This is a genomic window from Enterococcus sp. 12F9_DIV0723 (assembly GCF_002174375.1).
In the GTDB taxonomy this organism is placed as follows: domain Bacteria; phylum Bacillota; class Bacilli; order Lactobacillales; family Enterococcaceae; genus Enterococcus_A; species Enterococcus_A gilvus.
On the sequence record NZ_NIBK01000001.1, the window covers coordinates 638698 to 660172 of the forward strand.

The 21475-nt window shown below is 48.0% G+C and carries 15 protein-coding genes; all 15 read left to right on the plus strand.

Annotation, left to right across the window (positions count from 1 at the left end):
• Positions 1–117: 117 nt before the first annotated feature.
• The 15 genes from A5868_RS03150 to A5868_RS03225 all read left to right on the plus strand — a co-directional run bounded on the left by A5868_RS03150 (position 118) and on the right by A5868_RS03225 (position 21435).
• On the plus strand, positions 118–684 hold the full coding sequence (locus A5868_RS03150) for a hypothetical protein (RefSeq protein WP_139843637.1): 567 nt from the start codon (positions 118–120) through the stop codon (positions 682–684).
• On the plus strand, positions 684–2369 hold the full coding sequence (locus A5868_RS03155; protein ID WP_086306212.1) for a hypothetical protein: 1686 nt from the start codon (positions 684–686) through the stop codon (positions 2367–2369). The genes A5868_RS03150 and A5868_RS03155 overlap by 1 nt, the downstream gene beginning before the upstream one ends.
• Before the next feature lie 51 nt (positions 2370–2420).
• A complete protein-coding gene (locus tag A5868_RS03160; protein ID WP_254908399.1) occupies positions 2421–3161 on the plus strand; it encodes a hypothetical protein in 741 nt (246 codons plus the stop codon).
• A gap of 16 nt (positions 3162–3177) precedes the next feature.
• Positions 3178–4269, plus strand: a complete 1092-nt coding sequence (locus A5868_RS03165) for a hypothetical protein (protein WP_086306214.1) — start codon at positions 3178–3180, stop codon at positions 4267–4269.
• Positions 4270–4366: 97 nt separating this feature from the next.
• Positions 4367–5167: a helix-turn-helix domain-containing protein gene (locus A5868_RS03170; RefSeq protein ID WP_086306215.1), complete on the plus strand. Its 801-nt coding sequence runs from the start codon at positions 4367–4369 to the stop codon at positions 5165–5167.
• Between the two features lie 60 nt (positions 5168–5227).
• A complete protein-coding gene (locus A5868_RS03175) occupies positions 5228–5641 on the plus strand; it encodes a hypothetical protein (protein WP_086306216.1) in 414 nt (137 codons plus the stop codon).
• 328 nt (positions 5642–5969) lie between these two features.
• Positions 5970–6686, plus strand: a complete 717-nt coding sequence (locus A5868_RS03185) for a helix-turn-helix domain-containing protein (RefSeq protein ID WP_086306218.1) — start codon at positions 5970–5972, stop codon at positions 6684–6686.
• 178 nt (positions 6687–6864) lie between these two features.
• Entirely contained in the window at positions 6865–8493 is a 1629-nt protein-coding gene (locus tag A5868_RS03190; RefSeq protein ID WP_086306219.1) for an immunoglobulin-like domain-containing protein, read from the plus strand.
• A gap of 171 nt (positions 8494–8664) precedes the next feature.
• Positions 8665–11649, plus strand: a complete 2985-nt coding sequence (locus A5868_RS03195) for a bifunctional metallophosphatase/5'-nucleotidase (RefSeq protein ID WP_087654081.1) — start codon at positions 8665–8667, stop codon at positions 11647–11649.
• A 342-nt stretch (positions 11650–11991) separates the two neighbouring features.
• A complete protein-coding gene (locus A5868_RS03200; protein ID WP_086305436.1) occupies positions 11992–12804 on the plus strand; it encodes a MetQ/NlpA family ABC transporter substrate-binding protein in 813 nt (270 codons plus the stop codon).
• Complete coding sequence (locus tag A5868_RS03205; protein WP_086305437.1) at positions 12797–13597, plus strand: DUF169 domain-containing protein; 801 nt, start codon at positions 12797–12799, stop codon at positions 13595–13597. The genes A5868_RS03200 and A5868_RS03205 overlap by 8 nt, the downstream gene beginning before the upstream one ends.
• An 11-nt stretch (positions 13598–13608) precedes the next feature.
• The gene (locus A5868_RS03210) at positions 13609–14583 is read left to right on the plus strand and encodes a methionine ABC transporter ATP-binding protein (RefSeq protein ID WP_086305438.1); all 975 of its coding nucleotides are present in this window, start codon (positions 13609–13611) and stop codon (positions 14581–14583) included.
• Positions 14576–15232, plus strand: coding sequence for a methionine ABC transporter permease (locus A5868_RS03215; RefSeq protein WP_086305439.1), 657 nt, complete (start codon positions 14576–14578; stop codon positions 15230–15232). The genes A5868_RS03210 and A5868_RS03215 overlap by 8 nt, the downstream gene beginning before the upstream one ends.
• A gap of 117 nt (positions 15233–15349) precedes the next feature.
• On the plus strand, positions 15350–16546 hold the full coding sequence (locus A5868_RS03220; RefSeq protein WP_086305440.1) for an MFS transporter: 1197 nt from the start codon (positions 15350–15352) through the stop codon (positions 16544–16546).
• Between the two features lie 437 nt (positions 16547–16983).
• Positions 16984–21435, plus strand: a complete 4452-nt coding sequence (locus tag A5868_RS03225; protein WP_086305441.1) for an SdrD B-like domain-containing protein — start codon at positions 16984–16986, stop codon at positions 21433–21435.
• The last annotated feature ends 40 nt before the right edge of the window (positions 21436–21475 follow it).

Here is a 21475-nt window from a genome sequence, read left to right on the forward strand (position 1 = left end):
GCAATCCAGCAAGAGCCGGACCAGACCGTCCTGTTTCGCAGGAAGCTTCATTACCTCAGAAGGATCGAACAGGCGCGGCACATCCGCTACCTATTCGCGACGAGTCTGCTGATCGGCGTGGCGCTGGTCAGCTTCATCGGGTCCTTCTTCGTATTGGCAAATGATTATCAGCACACGAAAACAGAGAATACCCGCCTGACCGAGCGGATCGAAACGGTCGAAGAAAAGCAGCAGCAGCTAGCGACCAGCATCCCTTTGAAGACCTACCCGGAGGATGGGATCGGCTTAAAGGAGTACGCATGGGACAAGCTGACGGTGGAGAACAAGGATTCCGGTCTGCAGGAGCAGGTGGAGTCAGATGTCTCGCAAAAGCTGTTCCAGTATGTCGGTACTTCGGACACGGCGCTTTCTCTAGCGATCCCAAAGACCTTGGCGCTGCATCTGGAGGGCCAGGCGGAGGATCAGACGAGTCAGGAGACGATCAAGAAAAACATCGACGCGTTTGCAAAGGAAGCGGAAGCCGTACCGGAGCTAACGCAGATACAGGTTCGGATGATCACCTCTGGCGGCAGCAAGAAGAAAGTCGTCTACAGTGTGAACTATTCGCGGAAAACAGGCTCGGAAGCGTTCAACAAGCAAAATGTCTCCGAGCAGAAACTAAAGAATGATGGTGGAAAAGGCTAATGGCAGATAAACAACCCAAAAAGAGAAAATGGCTCTCGACGCAGGCGTTGAAGGAATTCATCAATGACATCACCGAGGAGGAGCTGCAGGCAGAAGAGCTTTACAACGAATCCCAGCAGGTCTCCGACACGGCGGAGCTGATGGAGACGCCGATCCCTCAGCCGAAGGACAGTGTCGAGGACCAAGAGGACACGGCCAAACAGGAAGCGCCGGAAGCTGTTCGTTGTTCTGACGAGTCCGAAGCGGAGGTATCCGCTGCCGAGGCACCAAGCGCGGAGCTGGAACGGCTCAAAGAAGAGCTTGCGTCCTTCAAGAAGGAGGCGGAGGCACAGGTCCAGGAGCTGGCGGTGGAGAATGCGGCACTCAAGGAAAAGCTGACTGTCGAGCGCACGATCATCGAGGATGCACTGAAGGATCGCGACGATCACTGGCAAACAAAGGTAGACGAAGTCACAGAAGAAAAAGAACGGGTAAACGATCAGTTCACCAAGCAACAAGCAGAACTGACTTCTTTAATAGAAGAAAAGGAAACACAGGCGGCTGTAAAGGAGGAGCTGACAGCGACGATCCAGCAGTTGACGGAGCTGGAGGTCACGTACCAAGAAGCCGTGGCTGCACGGGAGCAGCTACAGGCAGAGGCGGAGGCACAGCAGCAGGAACACGCCGACGCATTAGCCGCGGTGACGCAGTCTTCGGATGAAGCACTGCATGAGCAGCAGCACCAATTCCAGCAACTGAAGCAGGAGTACGAGGAGTTAGAGAAGGATTACCAGCAGCTCCATGCCATCAATCAAAAGAATGAAGCGAAACTAAAGGAGCTTCAGTCAGAAAATGACACCTTGATCGAATGGCTGGAGGAAAAGGACAAGGAGCTGGCGGCAACGCCGAAGCAAGAAGAGCTCGGCCAACTGAAAAAAGAGATCCAGCAGTACCAGACCGCGATCACACGTCTAGAACAGAAGATCAAGGAAACAAGGCTCATGGAAGACAGAGTCACGACTACGAGCGACACAGCGCAGAAACTATTATTGGAGGAAACACAGATGGATGCAGGTGAACAAGGACAAGTGCAGGAAAACGTACAGGCAACAGAAGAAATGACGGAAAGTGTTGAGCAATTAGCGGCTGAAAAAGAAGCCCTCAACAGTGCCTTGTTCGATGCACACGAAGAAATCGCGAAGCTAGAGGAGAAGACGGCCGCTTTAGAAGAGCTGGAGGTCGAAAAGGATCGCCTCGCCAACCGTCTCGCGGATGCTCAGACAGAGCTCAGCCGATTGAAGGAACAGAAGGCATCGGAGGAAAGTCTGGAGCTGATCCAGGCGAAGCGCCATGTCGACGAGCTGACGGAGCAAAATGAGCAATTAAAGCAAGAAGTGATCCAGTCTCAGCAGGAGATCGGCGAAGTCCTGATCTCAGCGAAGAAGCAGGCGAATCGCACCGTCGAAGAAGCGCAGATCGAAGCACAGCACATGATCAGCTCGGCGGAATTGGAATTAGAAAACATCAGCAATCGGGCAAAGAAAATCTTGATCGAAGTGGCTGAATCAAGAAAGAGCGTGCTTTCGATCTATGACGATCTCGAGTTCAAGGTCGAAGCCTTGTCTAACGGTTCGCTGTTAAATGAAATAAAAAAGGAGCGTCAAAATAAAAAGATGACGACCTATTTTGACAGTATGCGGGGCTAAACACGTGCCTCGCGCTCTGACCATCAATGAAGAAAAGGGGAACCGACTATTTTGATCATTAACTGGATCAGCGTAGGACTCGTCATCTTGATCCTGATCGTCTGGTTTCGCCGGATGATCATCAAGGTCCAGCTGCAGCGGCTCAATGTCCCCCCCGGCACACCGCTTTCGTTTCAACGGAAGCTGGAGTATGTCAAGCAAGCAGAACAGGAAAAGCATGTCTCGGCCTTATTGTTTCTCGCGATCTTTCTCGCTTTGGGCTTATTATTGACGACTTACGGCTTGTTTAAAGTGGAGGACCAGCTGCACATCATGACCGAACGGACCAATCAGTTGAAGGATGAACTGTATACGTTGAAAAAAGAACAGAAGCAACTCATCAACAAGCTGCCGATCAAGGCCTACCCTGAAAAGGGGATCGGCTTGAAGGATTATCCTTGGGACGCCTTGTTTTCTGAGGAGAATCGGGAGAAGCAGTACGAGATCGAGAGCGACCTCTCGACCAAAGTCAGTCCGTACTTCGGGCTGTCGACGACCTTGATCGTCTTGGATATCCCGACCCAGACACTGAACATCGCGTTGGCGGGGGATTCCGGCAGTGAAGAGAATCGCCAGCAGATCAAGGACAATATCAAAGCCTTCGCCAAAGAAGCGAAGGACATCTCGAAGCTGACGCAGATCACTTTCCAGATGAATCTGATGAATGACAAAGACAAGAAGAAGACCTATAGCTGCACCTTTTCTCGGGAAAAGGCGGAGGAAGACTTTCAATTGATCCAAGAAGAAGAGTAAAGAAAGAGGGAGTATTATGCATGCACAACAGAAGAAAAATGGGTGGTTTTTCAACAAGAACATCATCGATGAGATCAATTCCGTCCCAGAAGAAGAGGTCATGATGGAAGAAACGGTCACAAAGCCTGCAGAAAAAGCAGCCCCTGCACAGCCGAATGAAGTCACAGAATTAAAGCAAACATTAGCAGAAAAAGAAGCACAGCTAGAGCAGTTGAAGACCGACAGCGTGCTGGAAAAACAGCGTCTGTCTAAGGAAAATGACAAGTACAAGCAGGCACTGCTTCGTACAGGCGAAGAAAAGGCAGAGAACCGCCGCCAGCTCCAGGAGTTAGAAGCAGAGATCCGTCGCAGCCGCCAAGAGATCCAGCGTTTGCAGGACAATAAAGAAACGACCTATCTAAAGGATCAACTGAGTCATTCAGAAGAAGAAATCACGGCATTAAAAGCCTCTTTGGAAAAATACCACACGCTGGAAAGCGAATTGAAGGAAGCGCAGCAGCAGATCCACGAATTCGTCATGATGCAAAAGGAAGACGAGATCCAGCATCACGAGTACGAGCAAAAAATGGACAGCTTGGCCCATGACCTGCAAGGAAAAGAAGCGCTGGTGGTGCAGCTGGATCACCTGATCAATGAAAAGGATCAGCAAATTCTCGAAAAGGAAGAGCTGATCCAGCGCTTAGTCGAAGATCAGAAGCATCAAGAGACCGTCGTGGAAAATGAAACGATCACGAAGCTTCAGCACCAGCTCACCAGACTTAAAAATGAAAACGAGCAATTGCAGCAGGAAGCCGTCCACTCACAACACGAGATCGGTGAAGTCTTGATCTCCGCTCGCAGACAGGCAAACCGCATGGTAGAAAAAGCCAAGCTGGACGCCCAACGGATCGTGAAGGATTCCGAGGCCGAGCTGCAAACGATCCACGACCGTGCCAAAGAAATCTCCTGTGAAGTCGACGAATCTCGTCAGACGATCTTGAGCATCTACGAAGAATTAAAAAGTCGGGTGGATCAGCTCGCCCAAAGCAACGTCCCAGACTTAGAGGAAATCAAAGGACGTTACGAATACCCTAAAGTCTCTGTGATGTCTCCTCGCAAGGACCACTGATCCCGATAGAAGGGGGCACTGTCAGAAGACAGCGCCTTCTCCGGTCGGAGCATCCGTGTTTTATCCTGAGGGTTTAACTAATGAAGGAGAGAGTAGAATGAACAAAGTGTTAGTTCTGACGAAAAATATATTGGCTGAACAAGAGATCCAGAGGAAGCTTCAGTTATTGAATTACGAGGTTCTGTGTTCGGCGAAGGTATTTGAAAGCTGCAGCCAGCAAGCGGAGCCGTTGGATTTTTTTGATTTTTTTCAATACGTCATCTTGAGTGAGACGATCTGCGAGTCAGAGGTCATGTTCCTCGTGTCCCTGCTAGAAAATCATCCGATCCGGATCATCCGCAAGGTAGAGACGAAGGTCACAGCCAAAGACCACGAATATTTAGAGAACGATAGGCTCCATGCAGTCATCTCCAACGATGATTCAATGGACGAGCTGCGGGAATGTCTATACATATTGAAGCACCCGCCCGTTGAGACAGACGTGCCCTGCGAGACGAAAAAATACGTGCAATTGTCAAATAAGGTCTCGCTGATCCGTCCCGCCGCACTGCAAGAAGAGTGGAACGTCGCCAGTGCCACCGATAATTATCAGTTCCTAGAGGTCCTGCATCAGCTCTCTCAGACAGAGGCGAAGATCCTGTTCATCTTGATACAGGCCGGCAACAAGGTGGTCACGCGGGAATACCTCTGCCATCAGGTCTGGAACGAAGAAGGCAACAAATCCCATCTCGCGTCTTTATCGAGTACCGTCACGCGGATCAAAGGGAAATTCGAGAAGACCAGTCTGAGAAACAAAGCGATCCAAACACTGTGGGGCAAAGGCTACCGCCTCAATCCAGAGCTGCTGGACATGATCCAGAAGAACGACAGCATGCAGGCTCTAGTCTCCAGCGGCTGAGACGATCGCTGATGAAGAATGGGGAGATAGTGCCACAAACTAAGAGGAGCGGAGCAGTAAATGAAAAAGAATTATTTTGACGAATCGTATATCAATGGATTCAAAAAGGAGAGCGGGTATTCAGAGGAATCCCTCAATGTCATGGTGATGAATAATGCAGGGAGTTTCGGGAAATATTTCCTGTTCGGTGCTTTTTCTTATCTTTCCTTGAAGCAATACAACTTCAGTGTCGAGGATAAGGGCCTGCTGTTCATACAACGAAATATTTGGACAAGCCAATTAGAAAAGGACAAGCTGACGTTTCTCGAACATCGAGAAATCGAATCGATCGTCCTGCATCCAGGTGTGACGAGACACAAGCTGGTCATTCGTGACAGGTCTGGGAAAAAGCTGGTATTTCTAGTTAATAAAAATGGAAAACCGTGGCACAAAGAAAATCTCCTAAAATTAAGAGAACGCTATGGAAAACAATAATTTTCAAAAACTCAGAAACGACTCATGGCTATCATCAGGACTTCTGTATGGCTATGTTTTATTCTTTTTTTGTTTGACGAATTTCTTTGGATTTCCAACTGTTTTTGATTTGATTTTTCAATTATCGACGGTGGTATTGTTCAATCATGTGCGTCGAAAAGGGCAGGGCAAGTATAAGCGGGCCGCGAAGGTCGGACTGGTTTTAAGTATTTTGCTATTTTTATATTCATTGCCGTTGTTTGTCTGGTGGCTTCGCTGTTTTTTTAAATAGTCGAAACCGTCGTGTGTTTGCAAGTAGTTTATAAACAGTAAGAAAGAGGGGATATTGATGAGTCAGATTCTGCTGTTTACCAATAATCCATTAAACGAGCAATTATTTGAACGGCGCTTGCGCCAATTGGGGCATGAAGTGTATACCACGAAGCTGCTGATCGACCGTTGTCTGTCTGCTCGTGGGACCAGTGACGTGCTCCGCATTTTTGACCATATTATTTTAAGCGAGACCTTGTCGAATGGGGAAACGAAGCGCTTGCTCCAAGCGCTGAAGGGCGCGGGCAACCCATTATTTCGGAAATCCGATGAACAGCTAGAAGAAGCGCAGCTGGAGGAGTGGAAACGGCTGGGGTTGACCGGCTGGATCGAAAGCCGCCCTTCGCTGGAGGTATTGCGGGAGGCTTTGAGCTGCGGCGAGAAAGGACAGATCGCAGGAGAAGTGATCGTCTTGCCGAAGTCCGATGGTCGTCAAACGCTGTCCAGTCTGAATCTGAGTCGTGTCGAGGACCTGCTTTTTCGGATATTGTACGAGAAGCAGCACCAGCCAGTCTCTCGGGAGGAAATTTGTTCCCGTCTGTGGAATCGGGGGAACACGAATTCCAGCAAGTCTCAGCTCTCGGTATTGGTGAAGTACCTAAGAAACAAGCTGGCTGGCAAGAAAATCACAGGGCCGATCATCGAGACGTGCTGGGGCAAAGGCTATCGATTGCACGAGACGGTGTATGATCAAATTTTCATTGACGATCCCTCTGTGAAGCGGTCATCGGTGTAAAGAATGTTCATTATTCGGGTAAATGTTGTATTTTTACTTCTTTTAAAACATTTATCCTAACTATTTTGGTCTTTTTATCTAAAAATCATATATTTTTTCAAATAATGATTGTAAAATAGTTAATAAGCCGTTCTTTTTAGTTTAAAGAATGGAAAAATAGGGTGAAAAGGAGAAAAAAATGAAAAAGAGTTATACAGCAAGTTTGACGATCGCTTCCTTGCTGTTGCCGACCTTTTTGGCAACGCAAACAGGATTGGCGGCAGAGGGTGAAGGCGCGGCGCCGGAGACCGTTCAAACCGTAGAGGCGGCACCAGAACCAACGCCGGCACCACCAATCACAGTGCCGGAACAGGCACCAGAGGTCAAGCCGGTAGAAGAACCCGCGGCGCCCGTACAAGAGGCAGCGCCTGTGGTCACGGAAGCACCGCAAACACCAACCGCACCGCCAGAAGAAGCACAAAGCCAACCAGCCGCCGCAGCACCGACAGCGGTGGCGCCGCAGGACGTGGAGGAGTTTCCGTCGAATGAGGCGACAGATACGGCACCAGCGATCAACATCATTCCTGTCCAAACGATCACAAAAGGGAGTGCCTTCAATCCGATGGCGGGTGTCAGTGCCACGGACAAGACGGATGGCGACATCACTTCAAAAGTGACCGTATCCGGTACAGTGAACGTTAATGTCGAGGGGGATTATCTGCTGACCTATTCTGTGACGAATGCCAAAGGTCAGACCACAACACAGTCCGCACACATCATGGTAGTGGCACCTGACGTAGGAATGTATACCATCGAGCTGCCAGACTTCAGTTTGCCAAAAGGGGCGGATTACGTCCAAGCGATTCGTGAACGGGTCGTGATCAAAGACGTGGATGGCACGATCATTCCTACAGTAGACGCGGATATCGTTGTTTCGGGTTTTCATTCAACAGATAAAGTCGGCAAGATCGCGGTCGAGGTAGCCGTTCTTTCTCCGTACAACACCATCACGAAGAAGATCGTTACGATCACGATCGAAGACAAGAGCGCTGTGAGAATCGATGCGAAGAACCTCACGCTGAAGGTCGGCGATTCCTTTGATCCATACAGCTATGCGAAGGGGTACGAGACAGACGTCGCTGGGGTAGAAAAGGCCTTGGGGAAAGCAGCGACTGCCTCTGACACAGGTATTTTCGTGACAGCGAATACCGTAGATACGAAAAAAGCGGGGACGTACACCGTGACCTATCAGGTCCGCGGCGCGTCAGGCAAAGTAGCCACGCAAACGATCACGGTCGTAGTAGAAGACAAAAAAGTCCGCCTTCCGAACATTTTAGTAGAAGACAAAGTGATGTATGTCGGAGAGAAGCTGACAGAAGACATCATCTTCAGTTGGGCAAAGACAGAAAATCCAGATGATTTTATTACCGAATTTGAGGTCTTGAACGACGAGATCGTCGTCTATGCGTCGGATGATACGTTGGTGGAAGAAGGGGTCTACACGATCCAATTCACCGCGGTGACACCAGAGGGAGAAACTGCGAAAAAGTCGATGACTCTTACTGTCGTGGCTCTCAGCACGCCTGCCTATGAACCTCCGGTTGACCAACCTTCCAAAGGAATCAATTCCGGTGGAAATAAAAACATTCAGATCACAAAAAACGTCGTTGTGAAGAAACACGAACAGTTGGGTGCTGTGAAGCCAACGACGAAAAAAACATTGCCTAGTACAGGTGAAACGAAAAATAGTTCGATGATCAGTGTACTGGGAATGGTCATGAGTATCGGCGTTCTCGCCCTCTTCTTGAAAAAGAAAAAAGCCGAGTAACGAATTCATTCAATAAACCTAAGGGAAACCACACATCCCTTAGGTTTATTTTTTTTGCATTTTTGCCTTAATTAAGAAGAAATTAAAAGAAAAATGGGATAAAGTTTGAATTTTCCGTGAAGGACTGTTACTATTTTTCTTGTAAACGCTTTAAATTAAGGAGATGATGGGTTGAAAAAATCGAAAATTTTTAGAAGTGCCATTACTTTGTTTACTATATTAGGGGTGACTCTGCCTTCCGGGACGGTGGTGGCTGAGACGCTCACCAGTGAGACTGCGACGAGTCAGAATGCCGTCAGCAGTTCTTCTGAGGAAGAGAGCAGTGAGGAGACATCTGCGACAACCTCTTCTTCTGCTGAGGCAACGACAACGAGCAACGCATCAGCGACTGCAAAGGCGGCAAAGGCTGCTGATACGGTCCCAGTCCAGCTTTTAGGGATCAATGATTTTCATGGCGCACTGAGCACGACAGGCAGCTACTATGGTGCTGACGGGTCGAAGATCTCTGGCGCAGGAACCGCGGCGTTATTAGCAGGGTATTTCAGTCAAGCAGAGAACAATTTCCAAACGGCGCATAACAATGAAGGAAAAAGTCTTCGCGTCCAAGCAGGGGATATGGTCGGCGCCAGTCCGGCGAACTCTGGCTTGCTGCAGGATCAGCCGACGATGCGGATTTTGAACCAGATGAATTTCTCCGTAGGAACGTTGGGGAACCATGAGTTTGACGAAGGCTTAGGAGAGTTCAATCGTATCCTGACCGGGACGAAGCCTGATCCGGCCTCTGGTTTTTATGACATCGTCACACAGTACAACAATGACTACAGTCAGGACCAATTGAAGGGCGGCTTTGACCTCGTTATCGCGAACGTCAAAGAGAAGGATTCGGGGAATATTCCTTTTGGCTGGACACCTTATACGGTGAAAAATGTGGGGACAGAGGCTGAGCCGATCAATATCGGATTCATAGGTGTCGTTACCACAGAAATCCCGAACCTTGTATTGGCGCAATACCACAAGGATTACACGTTTAGTGATCCCGCAGAGGAAATCGCTAAGTATTCTAAAGAGCTTGTAGGAAAAGGTGTCAACGCCATCGTTGTCTTAGGCCATACCCCTTCTGTTCAAGGAGCGGGGGAAAGCGTCAGCGGTGAGACGGCGGACATCATGAACAAGGTCAATCAAGTCGATCCGGACAATAGCGTGGACGCGTTCTTTGCAGGACACAACCATGTCTATACGAATGGGGTCGTAGGCGATACGCGAATCGTTCAGTCCACGTCTCAAGGGAAAGGCTATATCGACCTGCAAGGGGAAATCGATAAAACGACGAAGGATTTCGTGTCGACACCGACGGCAACCGTCAGTCCAGTCATTCCGAATAACGGGGTGTCACCAGACACGGACGTTCAGGGGATCGTCGCGGATGCGGACAATCGGGTCAAAGCAGTAACGGAAGAAAAGATCGGTACGGCGGATAAGGCAGAAGACATCACGCGGACAGTCAATGAATTGGGCGAGTCGCCTGTAGGAAATCTCGTGACTGACGCGCAGGTCTACATGGCAAATAAGAAGGGCGAAAAGGTCGACTTTGCGATCACCAATAACGGCGGGATTCGCGATGATTTGAAGGTGAAATCAGACGCGGCCATCACTTGGGGTGCGGCACAGGCGGTCCAGCCTTTTGGGAACATCATGCAGATCGTCGAGATGACTGGTCAGCAGCTCAAAAATGTATTGAATCAGCAGACATTTACTTACGATGAAGAAAAAGGACAGGCAAGCGGTTATTACCTTCAGTTATCTGGACTAAAATACACCGTAGAGAAAAATCCAGATTCCGCAGCGGCGAATCCATATGTCGTAAAGGAAATGAAGAAAGCAGACGGCACAGCGATCGATCCGAATGGCACCTACAAATTGATCATCAATGATTTCTTATATGGTGGCGGCGATGGCTTCTCTGAATTTACGAAAGCCAACCTTGTCGGAGCACTTGATCCTGACACAGAGACCTTCATTGGCTATATACAGGATCTAGAGGCCAATGGGAAGAAAGTTTCGGCAAGCGTCGAAGGGCGAAAGAGTCTCGCGACGACAGAGCCTGATGACCCTGCCAAGGAGGAAACAGAGAAAATCAACGCTGAAACGACGATCAATGAATATCGTGAAGGCGACAAAGCCCTAACCGGAAAGACGATCCCGAATGGGAAAGTAACAGTCGCTCCAACAACCGCGCGTGCATTGGCGCAAGGTACGGCAGACAATGAAGGAAACTTCACGCTCCCTGTCGATCAGCTAGGCTTAAAAGAAGGACAAGAAGTAACGGTGACGATCACTGGCGAACAAGGCGGAGAAGCCAGCTTCAAGGTCAAGGTCCTTCCGAAGGCAACGAATCCGCAAGAAGAAGAAACTAAGCGAATTAAAAATGAAACAGAAGTGGACCCTCTTTATGAAGGCGAACAATACCTGACTGGGAAAACGATCCCGAATGCGACTGTTGAAGCTGCGGTAAGCGAAGACGCAACTGTAGCGTCTGCACTTCTCCCTGTGGCAGTGCAGGCGGCAGAAGTTCCTCAAAAAGCAGATGCCAATGGCGAATTTAAGCTGGATGTACAGGGGTTGAATTTAAAAGAAGGCGACACGGTCCATCTTGCTGTGACTGGGGAAGCTGGCGGGCGCGGTGATTTTACTGTAAAAGTGTTAGGTGACCAGGCCGCCAAAGAAACGGAACGCCTCAAAAAGGAAACCAAAATCGCCAATTTGTATGAAGGCGATACGCAGCTGACTGGGAAGACGATCCCTGAGGCGACGATCGATGTTTCTCTTGAGAAAAGCGACGCCTTTGCATTGGGCAAATCAGATGCGAAGGGCACGATTATTTTAGACATCAAGGCACTGGAATTGACGGTAGGTCAGAAGGTGACGATCACGATCACTGGACCGAATGGCGGGAAGCATGTCGTGGAAAAAACGGTACTGGCAAGACCTGTACCGGGCAATGGAAACGGCGGCACAACGCCTAGTGGCACGAGCTGGATCGACAATACGGTCGGAAAAGTCTATCCTCGGACCAACGAGGAAAAGCAGCCGATCGTGGCGTTGATAGGGATGCTGGTAGTCGGCGCGACCGGGCTGATCTACTTTAAACGAAAATAAGCAACAAAAACCGAATTCAGCGATGAATTCGGTTTTTTAATGCTTTCTTCTTTTTTTGGAAGAGTTATTGTGAAGTGTTTCTCTTTTCGCTATACTCTAAATGATAGCGTTTTAAAATTCTAGGGAGGTGGAAATGTTGTTTGTTAACCAGCGCTGAGTTTGAGTTACCCGTGGATTCAGAGTTTCTGGATCAATGAACAAGCAAGAATCCCTCCCTTTCCGTGAAACCTAAGTGTCACGTTTCTTTTATATGGAGTGGAGGAGCCTGCAACGTCGCAGGGTTCTTTTTTGTGCGTTCAAACACATAGAACAGCTTCAATAAAAAAGAAAAGGGGAATGACCATGAAAAAAGTAACAGTGATCGTCGCGATGTTGGCGGCAGTATTCGTATTAGGTGCTTGCGGCACGAAGAAAGAGGCGGCGACAGAAAAAGAAGAGAAGAAGGAGATCAAGATCGCCTGCAATCAGGTCTCAGAAAATTCATTGAAGGCCGCGAAGAAATCCATGGAGGCAGAAGGCTACAAGCCAAAATTCGTGGTTTTTTCCAATAATATCGAAGCCCTGCAAGCGGTACAGGATGGGAATGTTGACGCGTCCTTTGCTCAGCACGAACCTTTTGTTAAATCCTTCAATAAGCAAAAGGGCGGAGACTTAGCAATGATGACGCCCCACGTGTATTACACGGGGATTGGTCTGTATTCTAGTAAGCATGACAAGATCGACCAGCTGCCGGATAACGCTCAGATCGCGATCATGAACGATGCGATGAATCGGGACAATTCGTTACTGATGATGCAGGATGCGGGCTTGATCAAATTGACAGATGAGAAAAAATCAGGCTTTACCGCGTTAGATATCGTAGAAAATCCGAAGAACTTCAACTTTGTCGAGATCGAGCAGGCACAAACGGTACGCAGCTTGGAGGATCTAGATGCGGCGACTTGTTTCTTTACCTTCATGTTTAATTCAGGTGAGAACTACAAGGATTATTTGATCCGCGATCAGCACGCGACAGATTTTCCGATCAGCTTGATCGTGAAAGACGAGAACAAGGACAAGGCGTGGGCGAAAGACATCAACAACGCCTTCCTGACGAAGGAAAGCAAAAAAGGCATCAACGACCACTTCAAGGGAGTGTTCACGTTCTATGACTAATTTTCAAGAGCTGGACCGACGCTTGAATTATTTGTTGGAGTTGAAACGCCAAGTGGTAGGGATCAGCTTTTTACGCACCAAAGAGGACTTTGATGCCCACGCGGCACCGGCGACGGACAAACTGGTGCCTTATTGTCGTTCTGTCCAGCAGGCCACAGAAGGTGTCAGCGTCAAGCTGACGATCGATAATTTCGGTTGTCCGGCATCGGCAGTGGCTTTGGGCTTGATCGAAAATGACGAATACAGCGCTAGCGGACAAAAGCATGCCAACATGGGTGTCTACAAGGATATAGAAGTGAGTAAAGCCATCGCAGACGACATGGTCTATTGCCGCGAGCCGTCTTACGGGATCGCAGTCGAGCCTATCCAAGCATGGACGCAGGCACCAGATGTTCTTCTGGTGATCACGACGCCCTTCAATGCGATGCGACTTTTGCAAGGAAATGCGTATTTCAATGGACAGGCGAAGCAGATAAAAATGACCGGGATGCAAGCAATCTGCCAAGAAGGGACGTCGTATCCCTATGAAACAGGGCTGATCAATGTGTCTATGATGTGCTCGGGGACACGGTATGTCGCTCGTTGGAAAGACGAGGAGCTTTGTGTCGGGATTCCTTATGCGCTTTTCGAGTCGATCATCGAGGGACTGGAAGAAACCTTGAATCCAATGGAATTACTGGAAAAGAAACGCAAGATCATCAAGAAGACCGCAGAAGACGGTGCGCCGGATTTTTATGAGGTTCGCAAACGGGATAATTATTTTAGAGGCGCGTATCAAGGCGTCAAACGGTAGGTGTGAAGGAAATGGAGATAGTCATCGATCAAGTCAATAAAAGCTACGATGAACAAATGATTTTGGAAAATATTTCTCTAACGATCCCCTCTGGCTCCATTATGGGGATCTTAGGGATCAGCGGCGCAGGGAAGTCCACCCTGCTGCGCTGTATCAATGGACTGGAGCAGAGTCAATCCGGCAGTATCCGAATCGGGACGCAGCAGCTGGAGAAGCTGTCTGAAAAGGAATTGCGGGACACGAAGAAAAAAATCGGGATGATCTTCCAAGGCAATTCTTTGATTGAACAAAAAACGATTTTTAAAAATGTCGCCTTGCCATTGGAGTGCAGCGGGTATGCCAAGGAAGCTATCAACGAACGGGTAGAAGAATTACTGGCAGAGGTGGGGATCGCGGACAAGGCACAGATGAAGCCGCGGCAGCTATCTGGCGGACAAAAGCAGCGTGCGGCGATCGCTCGTGCGCTGACCATGAACCCGGAAATTTTATTGTGCGATGAGGCCACCTCTGCGCTTGACCCGAATATCACGAATGGGATCTTGGACTTATTGCTGCGCTTGAACCAGAAGATGGGGTTGACGATCGTCGTAGTGACCCATCAAATGGAGGTCGTAAAAAAAATCTGTGATCGAGTCGCGATTTTACAGCAGGGCAAGATCGTAGAGGAGGACACTGTCCAACAGGTCTTTCTCAATCATTCCGCGGTTTTGCAGACGATCACGGGAGAGGAACAATCCAACTTTGGGACACTCAAAGCGGGGCATCGATTGGTAAAGATCGTGACACATCTAGAAGAAGATCTCTTGGCTCTGCTGCTTGATGCCGGTATCAAGACACCGCATTTATTGCAGGCAACGACGGAGCATTTTAAGACAGACAGCCTGACGACGTTAGTGCTTTCGATCTCTGAAGAAGATGCAGAAGTGGTCTGGCAGCTTGCGGAAAAGGGGCATTTTAGTTGTCAGGAGGTGGCGGCTCATGAGTAATTCGGTGTTGTTCACCCAAGTGCTGGTACCGAACTTGATCAGCACGCTGATCATGGTGCTGGTCTCTTCCTTGATCGCGACGATCATCGGCTTCGCTTTGGCAGTCGTCCTGGTCATCACGAATAAAAAGGGATTGTCTCCCAATGGGACGATCTATCGGTTGTTGGATTTTGTCGTCAATTTCATTCGGTCTTTTCCATTCATTATCTTGATGGTGGCACTGATGCCCATGACGCGTTCCATCGTAGGGACGACGATCGGCACCTCCGCGGCGATCGTGCCGCTGACTTTTGCTATGACGCCTTATGTGGCACGACTCTTCGAGAACAATCTGCTGGAGATCAATCCCTATACCTTGGATGCAGCGAAGTCCATCGGCGCGACCCACATGCAGATCATTTTCAAGGTCATGCTGGTGGAGGCTTTTCCTAGTATGATCTCCAGTCTGACCTTGGCGATCATTTCGGTATTGGGCTATACAGCGATGGCGGGAACCGTTGGCGCTGGTGGATTAGGCGCAGTGGCGATCACTTACGGGTATCAGAATTTCGACAATACGATCATGTACAGTACGGTGGTTCTGTTGATTGTCTTCGTCCAGCTCGTTCAATGGATCGGCAATCTTTGTTACAAAAAAGCGAAAAATTAAATCAAAGCAGAGTATCTTTGTGGGAACAGGGGCTCTGCTTTTTGTGTTTTCAAAAATCGTCTGTTTTCCCTACCGCAATCAGGTATAATGAAAGAACGATGTTTTTTAGGAGGCGCTATGGGGACAAAACATATGAAGCTGAATTTGCAATATATCAGTATGCAGATTCCTTATTGGATGGGTTTTTCGGTGTTGGGGACATTTACGTCCGTCTTTTTGCTGTCTCGTGATTTTACCAACGGGGAGATCGGGATGGTCTTGTCCTTGGCAAATTTACTGGCAGCACTGGTTCAACCATTTTTAGCATCTTTTGCGGATCGGATGACACGGGTCCGTTTGTCGCAGCTTGCAGCGGGAATGGCTGTTTTGCTGGTGCTTTTTTCGGGGATCTTACTTGTTCTGCCGAAGGTCTTTTTGGTCGTCGCATTCATCTATGTCTTGATGTACGCGTGCCTGGTCTTACTGCAGCCCATGACGATCGCGATCGGGACGTTCTTTATCAGCCGCGGCTACAGCTTAAATTTTGGGGTCGCACGTGGTCTGGGTTCCTTGGCTTTTGCCGGAGCCGCTGCGGTGACAGGCGTACTGATCGAACGATTTTCGCCGACGATCATTCTGTATTTATTGATTGGCATTTTTCTCGTCTTCGCTTTGATGGCGCTGTCCATCGACACGCGAAAGCATGGCGGCCAGTATTCCGCGTCACTTTTACAGGAGACGCATCATGAGGGACAGACGACAGAACCGATCGGACTACTTGCCTTTGCGCAAGAATACAAGCGCTTTATGTTCTTGCTGGTGGGTGTCTCGCTGCTGTTTGTGTTCCATACGATCATCAACAGCTACATGTTCCAGATCATGCAGCCCTTAGGCGGGACCGCTGCAAACGCAGGAACGTCCTTATCCGTGGCTGCCTTGAGTGAATTGCCGACGATGTTCTTCTTCTCATGGTTTTTGCGGCGCTTTAAAATCCGTTCGCTGATGCGGATCGCGGCGTTCTTTTTCTCCATTAAAGCACTGCTGATCCTCTTTGCCGGCACGATCTTTTTGATCAATGTCGCCCAGAGTCTGCAAATGGTCGGTTTCGCGATGCATACGATGGCGTCTGTCTATTATACGAATCAAATCATCCCGCAGAAGGATCTAGTCAAAGGGCAAACCTTGATGGCGACCGCCAATACGATCGGCGGGATCATTGGCGCCTTTGTCGGCGGTCAGATGCTGAGCGTTCTCTCCGTGTCCGCGATGCTTCTGATCGGTACGATGATCTCGATCGCTGGTACGTTGATCGTCTGGGTCTCGGTGGAAAAATAGCGGACGTATTCAACTTTGGGTCAAGGAATGACCTGCAATAGGAACATGGAAAGGAAGACGCCTTTCTGTGTTCCTATTTTTTAGTGAATCTTGTCTAGAGAGACTTGGTCAATGACTGTGAATGCTGCAGCGTGATCAAGTTTTTTTGTTAAAACGTAGCGACAAAAGTTTCTGCTTATTTTTTTGTTCTGAGGTATCCTACTTTTTTGTGAAATATTAGAAAAAAAGAAATTCATATAGCGAATATTTTAATCGAATAGTAAAAAAATATGTTATAGACATTTTTGTTATTGAATTATTCATCTTAATACTTCTTAGTATTGATTAATTATCAGTTATTATTGCTGTTGAACCCTTAAAAATAATGATATATAATTTAAATGATTAGTATTTTTTATTTTTTTGTATAGAGTCGCAAATTTGGGGGAGTGGATGTAGTGATAAAATTTAGAGGTCGTTTGGTTACTGGGATGATTATCTTCTCGGTACTTTTTTCAGCAGTGATCGTTATGGTGCAGGCGTTTGCGGAAACAACAGGTACAACACCTTTTGAAAAATTCGAGGTCACTGAGTACAAGAAGGGAGAATTGTCTACAAAACTGAGTATTCAGGGAACCGCTCTTTCTCAGAGGACTGAGTATACAGTTGAGGTGTCTGAAAATTATCAGCTTCCTGATTCTCAGGAAAAGGTCCCTCTTCATGATCCTGGTACGAATGAACCAATCGGAAGCTACCAGATCAAAGAAAATCGGCTAGTGATGCAGCTAGAATCCGAAACTGCTCTTTCCTCCAATCTGCAAATCGAGTTGAAAGGGCTTTATCAAGAAAATGAAGCCCCGGTGAGAATCCACGACCCTCTTACAAAAACAAGTATCGAGCTGGATCAGATTCCTTCTGAGAAAGCCAAACAGAAAGAAGAAACATCAGAAACAAAAATCGCTGAAACAGAGAACACGGGATCATCCGAGAAAGAAGCCGCTCCTTCAGCAATGGCTGCTCCGCTATCTAGTTTGCTCTTCCATGCGGAATTGAAGGAGAGCGAAATCAAAGATGGGACGGATGCCTTTGATACTGACGATCTGCCGGGGAATGACTCGTCGCCGACGAACACGATCGTTCGCTCCTTTGACACGATCACCTATCCACTAAAGATCACCGTTAATGATCAGGCCGGCGGAACATTGAATAATATCAAGATCAAAGTTACCGGGACACTGGGGAATGGCTTGGTCGCTGGGCGATCGAACGCTGTTTTTGCGGAGCATTCAACCTCTGATTACACGACGAACACCGTAACCTACGAGGACGAGTATACGATCAGCTCGACAGGAAATGCGGTAACGTATCCGATCATTGTCAACGTGCTGGGCGCGGACAATGGGCTGCTCCTGACTCCGGAATTCCATATTCAAGTTTTAAGCATCGATGGAGAAGATGTGAGTGGTGAAAATATCCAAAAATCATTTACGTCTATTACGCCAAGAAAAGTAAGCAGCAAGGTGAGTATTGCACCAAAAATTTCTTCCGGTGTGACAAAATTCGCTTCACAAACCATTGCAACAGAGGGTGTGTATGACAAGAATCATCGCACCGTGCCTCTAGGCGTCGAAATGATGGCGGTACCTTTGCCAAATAAGACGGACATCAAAGGGTCGGCATTTCCTAAAGGCGCATTGACGACTAAATTATCACTGGAGGGAAGAGTCAAATGGGATGACGGCACGGAACAGGCTCTAGATTTTGATTCCGCGGATCGCTCGCCTCTGATCATTGATCATCATAACTATGTCGTTTCTTCTGGGGGAACACTTGTCAGCGGAAATGCCAATACCTGGAGTAACACCGCCAATGTGCAATACAAGCAAAATCAATTCAATGACTCGCGCAATTATTGGGCGGGATCGAAGCGCACAGATAAGGCGACCTATAATGAATTGAACAGCATTTGGGACAGCGGGACGTACGGGATCGACGGCTATGATTTGAAAAACGATGTCTCGATAAGGATTCAAGATTATCAAATCGGCGCGGACTATCCAGTCAGACGTGCCGATGGCTATGCCGGAAGAACGGTCTATGGACCGAATGAAAAAGTCTTTACGAACCAGAATATCGATCTGCTCGTAACGGATGATTACGCCTATCAAGGAAGTCTGAATCCGAACAATGAGCACAATACCTTATACTATACCGCGACGGTGCAATACATGGATACCGATGGTCAAGTAAAAACAAGCAAAACAGAGTTTTCTATTCGCAATGAAATTCCAGGCATCAATGGCGCGTTGTCTGCGAACTTTAAAAATCCAGACACCGGGTTGCCATTCGGAAAATATTCGGTGGCAAACGACATCGATCCCTATGGCGACGGGCAAGTCGTCAGCGGCGCTCGCGTCATGCTTTCTGGCGGAGGAAATCTGGGTGATTCTCCCAGCGAAGGCGGCTATCAATACATGCAAAAATGGAATACCGATGCGTTTCACCTGACTGAGCAGGATTTTCTCGTCAATGAACAGGTCCTGCAGAGTCTGGCTCCCTTTGGCAGTATCGGCTTACCGGTGAAGGCGAAAGGGTACTGGTATGGAATCAGTAAAAAAACGAACCCAAATACGATAGACAGCTTGAAGAATGCTGAAACGACAGATTACGACTGGTTTGACAGCGGCACACTGATCAGCAGTGGACGCTATGAAGAGGTCGGCGCTGTGTTAGTGGATTGTCATACGCCGGTCGCGAAGACGTGGAAATATCAGACGGGCGCACATAAAGGGTTCTATTTAACGACGGTCACTGAAAAGTTAGGCTCCCACACAGAGCAGCAGACGCCGAACATCTATGTAGCTGAGATCGCCATTTTCCGTGATACAGCTCGTCCGTTGTTTGACCCATCGAACCCGTCAGCGTCTAAAAACGACCCAAGCAGGTACAGTATCACAGAAAAGTATCCGGTGTTCAATGAGTCCAAATATGATTCGGAGAACCACCTGTCGGCTATCCAAGAGCCGGTCAATGGCCACACGAAATTTGACACGCTAGGCATCGTTCCGTTAAAAGTATCCAATGCCATTACCTCAGACAAGCCGAGCTATCGGAGTACGGAGATCAGCCACTGGACCATTGCTGATAACGGGTTGAAGGCAAGCAAAAATTACAACGGAACAGACGACATTTATTGGACAGTGACCTTACCTCCGGGAATTTCCTATCGTTATGGCACAGGGCACTATGGAGGAGCGGCTTTAGATCCAGTGGTGACGACCAATGCAGACGGCTCACAGACGCTTGTATGGAAGGTGACCGCTGTCTCGGTCCCAGAGGAAGCTGCACTGTTAAAAAATATTACCTTTGATACGGATTTTAACGATCTGAATATCAAATACGTGAATAATGTAGCCGAGTTGACTGCAAAATCAGTCATCCATACGGAGAAGGATACCAGCGATGAAGATATGCGGACGTCGACAGCGACGGTCGTGGTATCCAATATTGGACGCCTAGGTATCTATCAAGAAATAACGCCTTCTGTCGAGGAAGTCGATCAAGGCTACACGTTGAACATTTATCCATATTCAACAATGAAGGGGGAGGAGAAGGTTCGAGGAATTGTTCCACTTTCTAAAGCGGGCAATTATCTTAACAGCGGATTCGTCGGAGACAACACCCTTAAAGGAATTGATTTTGAGATTGAATCTGCCCAAAATCTTGTTGTTTATTTGAACGATGCGCTGATTACAGAGAAAAATCCAAACTTGGTAGATACTAGCCAGAATGGATGGTATGTGTACACGGGCAGCGGACAGGATCTGTCGAAGGTTCAAACTGTTCTGTATGAATTCCAAGATTCCTTACGGCCAAACGATAAAGCAGTGATCCAATTAAAGCTGCAAAACAAAGGCAATACCTATGGCAACCATCACCGCCATCAAGCGTATGGAAATTCCGCCACGCAATACCTGGTGCCGGTGGAATCAAACATCGTCGAAACGCAGGTGAAGGGGCGAAGGATCAGCGGCAACGTCTGGTTCGATAAAAATAAGGACGGCCAACCGCAGACAGGAGAGAAGTGGTTGAAGAATGTTCCCGTCGGATTGTATAAAAAAGTAGGCAAGGACGATTACCAGCAAGTGACTGAAAACCTGCGAGGAGAATCCTTGAAAACGATCAAAACAGATGGGGATGGCCATTATTGCTTTGACTACCTTCCCTCTGGAGAATATATCGTGACATTTGATTATGAAAGTGCTCCGTTGAAGGATCTGACGGTGACACTCTTTAATCAGGGCGATCCTGAAACAAGCTCAAAAGTGGATCTGACTGAACAATTGACTGTTCCAAATAATTGGTCGACCATCGTCAGCCACGTGTTTCCAACGATCGATAAAATCACGGGTGAGGTGTTTGAACAAACCAATCTGCATTTAGGGGTCTATAAAAAGGACTTAACAGGTTCGAGCAGTACGACAAACACAAGCAGTACGACAAGTTCGAGCAGTACGACAAGTTCAAGTAGTTCGACGAGTTCGAGCAGTACGACGAGTTCAAGCAGCACAACAAGTACAAGCAGCTCAACGAGTTCAAGCAGCACGACAAGTTCAAGCAGTACGACGAGTTCAAGTAGTTCGACAAGTTCAAGCAGTATGACAAGTCCGAGTAGTTCGATGGATTCCTCCTCAAAAAATACACCGATTTCTGGAGGAGGCACTACCTCGCAAAATAAAAAAACGTATACTTTAACTAAAACGACCGACACTAATGCGCGTAAAAAGCTGCCGAATACAAATGACCTGTCGAATAACAGGTATTTATTATTTGGGATGGCTTGTTTTGGAGGTGCCAGCGCCTTGCTTATGTATACAAGTCAAAAGAAAAGAGAACAAAAAAATAAATGATCGAGACGAATTAAGAAGCAGTGATACGCTAGGCGCTGCT